The following is a 6,075-nucleotide window of genomic DNA, read 5'->3' as shown; positions in this document are numbered from 1 at the left end:
AATTGGTTGTTACCGATTACCTGATTACCGATTACCTTGCACTTCATTTGGGTAAATAGTTACTATATTTCAATGGCTGCACCAATAATCTTTTCTGTTATCTGATTTATTTCCATATCTTCTCTGTTCCTTTGCGTCTCTGCGGTAAATTACCACCTGAACGGTTATGGGTAGTCAGATTTCACAGGGAAATAATCCGATGAAAATACTTCCATTAGCCTTTGATTCTTTAGGCACAAGGTCAATGGCAACTTATGTTGAGACCAGCGATTTAAAGATAGTCATTGACCCGGCCGTATCTTTAGCCCCAATAAAATCAGGACTTCCTCCTCATCCACTTGAATTAGAGCGAGAAGCACAACATTGGGAAGTAATTAAAGAATATGCTAAAAAATCAGATGTCCTGATTATCACTCATTATCATTATGACCATTATAACCCTTCATATCCAGAACTCTATGGCAATAAAATTATCTTCGTTAAACATCCAACTTTAAATATAAATCAAAGTCAAAAAACAAGAGCCGCAGAATTTTTAGAGATGATTAAAGGGATTGAGAATCTAAATTATTCTGATGGCAAGGAATTTGCGTTTGGTAAAACTAAAATTACCTTCTCTGCCGCGGTGCCTCATGGAAATATAGATAGATTGGGATATGTGACTGAGGTGTCTATTACCGATGGTTCATCTAAATTAGTCCATACATCAGACATTGAAGGAGGAAATCTCGACTGCCAGGTTGATTTTATCTTAAAACAAAACCCAGATGTGGTTATCTTTGATGGTCCAATGACATTTCCATTTCAAAATATCATTCCAAATATAATCAGGATTATTAAGGAAACAAGGATAAAAGACTTTATTATCGACCATCATTATGTCCGAAAACTAAAATGGCGAGATAAGTTAAAAGAGGCTCTAACTATCGCCGAAAAGTTAAATAAAAGAATTATCTGTGCCGCAGAATTCTTAGGGTTGGAAGAAGATTTGTTAGAGGCAAAGAGAAAACAGCTATATGAGGGAACAAGGTAATAAGTTATTACCTTAAGTATGTGTTTAAGGAAGTTTCACGCCAAGCACGCAAAGAACGCAAAGGGAAATCAGGGAAAAAATTACCTTTGCGTCCTTTGCGTGAAAAAACTATTTTCAGGGGAAACGGACATGAGCCAAGGCTCACAAAGGGGGATGAAAATAATGGAAGAACAACCCCCTACCCCCCTTTATTAAGGGGGAATATCTGTTCTACACCATAGGATACGAGTCTGTGGATACTATACTAATTCGCTAATCTCTAATTCACTAATTCGCTATTTTCAGGGGAAACGCTCATGAGTCTGCGACTCACAAAGGACGATGAAAATAGTGGTAGGAGATAAGCGTGAGGAGTGGTGTTTTCTTTACTTTCTACTCTCTACTTTCTACTCTCTACTTCCTATGAAATTTGCGGATTATTTTTAACAGGAAGAAAAAATTTTTATGCTGACTTTAGCCGATAAAATTCTAATTGGGACTGTTTTAATCGCCGCTGGTCTAAGTACCTGGTGGGTATTTGAATCCAGTAGAGGTGAAATAGTAGAAATTCAAACTCCTACGGAAGTAAAAAGGGTGAGTCTTTCTAAACAGCAAACTATATTCGCTCATGGAGCGTTAGGCACAACCACAATCGAAATTAAAGAAAAGAAAGTCCGAGTAATAAATTCCCCCTGTCTACAAAAACTATGTGTCAAGATGGGTTGGAAGGATAAAAATGGACAGATAATTGCCTGTATCCCTAATAAAATTGTCGTGAAGATAATTAGTACAACTCGAAAACAAAAAGTAGATGCAATGTAGTAGAGCTGTAAAAAAAAACACCAGATATGAATAAACCAGATACGAAGTTCACGAAGAAGTATTCATCCTCTGTTAAGGCAATGTTAAATTTATTGGTAACTATTCAGCCACCAAGGCACCAAGACACAAAGAATATAAAAAATAAACATAGTAGAAGAATCTATTGCTAAAGAAAAAGATTTATCTGCCATTAAGACATGAAGGTTAAAACCTTGTTTTTAATTTGATTTTCTTAGTGCCTTAGTGTCTTTGTGAGTGAACAGTTACATTTATTGTTAGGCAAAAGGATAGAAAATGACAAGGCAGATTAGAGATCTCATAAGAGATTTACAAAGAGCAGGTTTTGTTGACAGAGGAGGCAAAGGAGATCATCGTAACTTTGCTCATCCAAATGTCACGAAGCCGATTACTATTTCAGGGAAAGAAGGCGATGACGCAAAGCACTATCAAGAAAAAGCTGTCCGCCTTGCCATAGAGGAGGCTAAGAAATGGATGAGGAATATAGGTATGTAAAGATTGTGGAATGGTCTGATGAGGACGGCTGCTTCATAGGCAGTTGTCCAGAGCTTTTCTACGGAGGGTGCCATGGAGATAATGAATACAGGGTTTTCGATGAGTTATGCCAGATTGTAGAAGAAACGATAAGAATTTATCGGCAGGATGGTAAACCGCTACCTTCTCCACTTTCTGGTAGAGAGTTGGTGAATACACTCCAGAAGGTTGCCTAACCAGGCGTTGCAGACGGACGGCGGGGGACTGTGCTGTGATTGAAAGTTTTGTAGTATCTCAAGGGGTAATCGTGCTTATAAAGTTTAGTGGTAATCCTCCCCGCCACCGCTGAACTCTGTCGTTAGTATTTAGCCAGAGATTGGCACGGATAGATAGAATGGGTTTAAAAGGATGAAAAGATACTAAACAAGAAAAGCGATTTGCTTTTTAAAGGTTGAATTTAGATGATATGTCTTAAAAATCAGTGTTTCATCCGTGTGTATCTGTGGCTGAATAATTACTATTATCTTTGTATCCTCGTGCCTTCGTGGCTAATTTTCAAAGGAAGAGAAAATGGAACTTTCGCATATCCGTAATTTTAGTATTATTGCCCATATTGACCATGGAAAATCTACCCTGGCAGATAGATTATTGGAATATACCAATACGATTGATAAGCGTCAGATGCGAGACCAGGTGTTAGACAATATGGACCTGGAACGAGAACGCGGAATTACGATTAAGGCTCATCCGGTCAGAATGGAATATACCGCCTGGGATGGAAAAACCTACACTTTGAATCTTATTGATACACCAGGACATGTTGATTTTACTTATGAAGTATCTCGAAGTCTGGCCGCAACGGAAGGAGTATTACTTTTAATCGATGCCTCTCAAGGCGTAGAAGCTCAAACATTAGCCCATACATTATTAACCAGAAGTCTAAATAAGGCAATTATTCCAGTCATTACAAAGGTAGATTTGCCAAATATCGATGTTCCTTTAGTAAAAAAACAACTTGCGGAGATTTTAAAACTAAATCCCGATAAAGCCATTTTAGCCAGTGGCAAGGAAGGTATTGGTATTGATGAAATATTAGAATCTATTGTTGATGAGATTCCACCACCTACGGGCGATGCGAATAAATCCTTACAGGCATTAATTTTTGATTCATGGTTTGATGTCTATCGTGGTGTCGTCGTCTATATTCGGGTATTTGAAGGACAAATAAAACCTGGAATGGAGATTAAATTAATGTCTAATGATAAGACATATCTCGTGAGTGAGGTTGGCTCATTAAAATTAGACCTGATTCCAACAGATGTCTTGAAAGCCGGGGAGGTAGGATATGTCATTGCCGGGATAAAAAATCTTGCTGATGTCAAAATCGGGGATACCATCACCACGGTATATTTTGCGGCAAAAGAGCCTTTACCCGGATACCGTGAATTAAAACCTATGGTTTTCTGCAGTATTTATCCTGGGGTTAATTCGAGTTTCCCTGAATTACAAAATGCCGTGGAGAAACTAAGATTAAATGATGCCTCCTGGATATATGAGCCAGAAACCTCAACGGCATTAGGATTTGGATATAGATGTGGGTTTTTAGGATTATTACATATGGAGATAATTTCTGAACGGCTTTATCGAGAATACGAATTAGATTTAATCTCAACCGCTCCATCAGTTCCATATCGGATTACGAAAAAAAATGGTGATGTCGTAATGATTGATACCCCAATTCATTTTCCAAATATCGCAGAAATAGCTAAGGCTGAAGAACCTTATATTAAAGCCACAGTGTTAGTTCCTAATGAATATGTTGGGGGGGTATTAAAACTTCTCCAGTTAAAACGAGGCATCCAGAAATCATTAAATTATCTCGAAGGAAATCGAGTAATGATTATTTATGAATTGCCACTCTCGGATGTTTTGTTTGACTTTTATGATAAATTAAAATCTGTAAGTAGAGGATATGCCTCTTTAGATTATGAATATATGGATTATCGGCAAGTCCGGTTAGTCAAGGTCGATATTTTATTAACCAATGAAATTGTTGATGCGTTATCTTTTTTTGTGCCACAGGAAAAGGCATATCAACGAGGTAAGGACCTGGTGCTTAAATTAAAAGAGGTTATTCCCAGACATCAGTTTGCCGTGGCGATTCAGGCGGCTATTGGTGGCAAAATCATTGCTCGTGAGACTATTCCCCATCTCGGAAAACATGTCACGGGCAAATGCTACGGCGGTGATATTACCCGCAAAAGAAAACTATGGGAAAAACAAAAAGAAGGGAAAAAGAAAATGAAGTCATTTGGCAGGGTAAATCTGCCTAAAGAGGCATTCCATGCCATCCTTAAGATTGAATAGTGTCGTGTTGAGCAAAGATTTGCGTAACTATTCACCACGAAGAACACGAAGGACACGAAGAATTATAAACCAAATCGTAACTATACTCCAGTGGGGTATAAATTGTGATTATTTAAAGTAATCGGTAATCAGGTAATCAGTAATCGGTAATTTGAGATAGCAGGCTACTGCTTGCTCTTTACCGATAACCTGATAACCGATAACTGATAACCGATAACCTGAGTTGATAGTAACAGGAAATCACAAAATATGCCTCTCTAAAGTATATTCAGCCACAGATGGACACGGATGAAACACGGAAAAATCCCCACCTGTGCGATTAAACTAATTCATCGCAGAGACGCAAAGGAAAAATAAATGTAAAATGTAAAATAGGAAATGAAAAATGGGAAATTTTAGTACTTCGCAAGACTCATTACCTTTCAGTTATACATTTTTATTGGACATTTCGTAACCGTTCAGGATATAACCACAGAGTCACACAGAGAACACAGAGGGAATATATAGCACTTATTAATCGAAATTTGACCCAGCTATGGCTCTGAAATTCCAAATCACAAATTCCAAATTCCATTTAGTGAATTAGGGAATTAAGCGAATTAGCGAATTAGTAAAATCTAATCTCTAATTCACTAATCTCTAATTCGCTTTTATGGGATGTGAGAGGTTAATTCGTGCGCATTTGTGGCTAATTTCCTTAATTCTCTGTGAACTCTGTGCCTCTGTGGCTGAACGCTTACGAAGGGCTTTTTTGCCGGACCGTAAGTTGTTTGAAATCACTTAATCTTTCCATTCTCTTTCTTACCTGTGATAATTATGAAAGAAGCAGAGGAAGATTTTTTAGTGCCTTTTCTATCGGGATGATTTCAATACTATCTTCATAATATCTGCGTTCTCCACCATAAAGGAAATAGGCTTTAGCTAAAGGATAATCTTTCAGAAAAATCTTTAGTCCATTAAGCAAAGATGGGGTAACCTTTCTGGTTCGTTTTATTTCAAATGCCTTGATTCCCTTATCGCCATATAATACAAAATCCACTTCAATATTGTTAGATGTCCTCCAATAAAATATCTGATAGCCCAAATCAAGGTAATCATTTATGGCAATTAATTCCTGAAACAGAAGGGTTTCCATAGCATGTCCCTCAATTTCCTCGGGCATATCAAGAGGTCCTTTAGGTCTTAAGGTGCGATAAAGCCCAACATCGAAAAAATAGAATTTAGGGTGAGCAATAAGTCGCCTTTTAGCCCTTTTACGGAACTTCCTCTCTATTTAAAGGCAAAATTTAGCATAACCATTTGATTTTCAATAAGATATAGCAATATTTCTTTTTTCTGATTCCTATCTACAATTGAAAGGGGGATTTAATTCCTAATCCGTT

Annotated in this window: 6 protein-coding genes; 5 read left to right on the top strand and 1 reads right to left on the bottom strand. The window is 37.5% G+C overall.

Going from position 1 to position 6,075, the window contains the following annotated elements:
- The first annotated feature begins 199 nt into the window (after positions 1 to 199).
- The 5 genes from AB1414_13790 to lepA all read left to right on the top strand — a co-directional run bounded on the left by AB1414_13790 (position 200) and on the right by lepA (position 4,693).
- Positions 200 to 1,033, top strand: coding sequence for a hypothetical protein (locus AB1414_13790; GenBank protein ID MEW6608493.1), 834 nt, complete (start codon positions 200 to 202; stop codon positions 1,031 to 1,033).
- Positions 1,034 to 1,477: 444 nt separating this feature from the next.
- Positions 1,478 to 1,834, top strand: a complete 357-nt coding sequence (locus AB1414_13785; protein ID MEW6608492.1) for a NusG domain II-containing protein — start codon at positions 1,478 to 1,480, stop codon at positions 1,832 to 1,834.
- Positions 1,835 to 2,128: 294 nt separating this feature from the next.
- Positions 2,129 to 2,347: a type II toxin-antitoxin system HicA family toxin gene (locus tag AB1414_13780; protein MEW6608491.1), complete on the top strand. Its 219-nt coding sequence runs from the start codon at positions 2,129 to 2,131 to the stop codon at positions 2,345 to 2,347.
- On the top strand, positions 2,323 to 2,562 hold the full coding sequence (locus AB1414_13775) for a type II toxin-antitoxin system HicB family antitoxin (protein ID MEW6608490.1): 240 nt from the start codon (positions 2,323 to 2,325) through the stop codon (positions 2,560 to 2,562). Before AB1414_13780 ends, AB1414_13775 begins: the two co-directional genes overlap by 25 nt.
- 334 nt (positions 2,563 to 2,896) lie before the next feature.
- The gene (lepA, locus tag AB1414_13770; GenBank protein ID MEW6608489.1) at positions 2,897 to 4,693 is read left to right on the top strand and encodes a translation elongation factor 4; all 1,797 of its coding nucleotides are present in this window, start codon (positions 2,897 to 2,899) and stop codon (positions 4,691 to 4,693) included.
- An 814-nt stretch (positions 4,694 to 5,507) separates the two neighbouring features.
- On the opposite strand, the gene AB1414_13765 is transcribed toward lepA, so the two are convergent.
- The gene (locus AB1414_13765; GenBank protein ID MEW6608488.1) at positions 5,508 to 5,966 is read right to left on the bottom strand and encodes a DUF4143 domain-containing protein; all 459 of its coding nucleotides are present in this window, start codon (positions 5,964 to 5,966) and stop codon (positions 5,508 to 5,510) included.
- Positions 5,967 to 6,075 lie beyond the last annotated feature (109 nt).

It is taken from the genome of bacterium (assembly GCA_040755795.1).
Classification (GTDB): Bacteria; UBA9089; CG2-30-40-21; order CG2-30-40-21; family SBAY01; genus JBFLXS01.
The sequence above is the reverse complement of the archived record's forward strand: the minus strand, read 5'-3'. Positions and strand labels throughout refer to the sequence as shown.

Coding starts and splice junctions, on each gene's coding strand:
- AB1414_13790 (MEW6608493.1), top strand. CDS start 200: ATGAAAATACTTCCATTAGCCTTTGATTCTTTAGGCACAAGGTCAATG.
- AB1414_13785 (MEW6608492.1), top strand. CDS start 1,478: ATGCTGACTTTAGCCGATAAAATTCTAATTGGGACTGTTTTAATCGCC.
- AB1414_13780 (MEW6608491.1), top strand. CDS start 2,129: ATGACAAGGCAGATTAGAGATCTCATAAGAGATTTACAAAGAGCAGGT.
- AB1414_13775 (MEW6608490.1), top strand. CDS start 2,323: ATGGATGAGGAATATAGGTATGTAAAGATTGTGGAATGGTCTGATGAG.
- lepA (MEW6608489.1), top strand. CDS start 2,897: ATGGAACTTTCGCATATCCGTAATTTTAGTATTATTGCCCATATTGAC.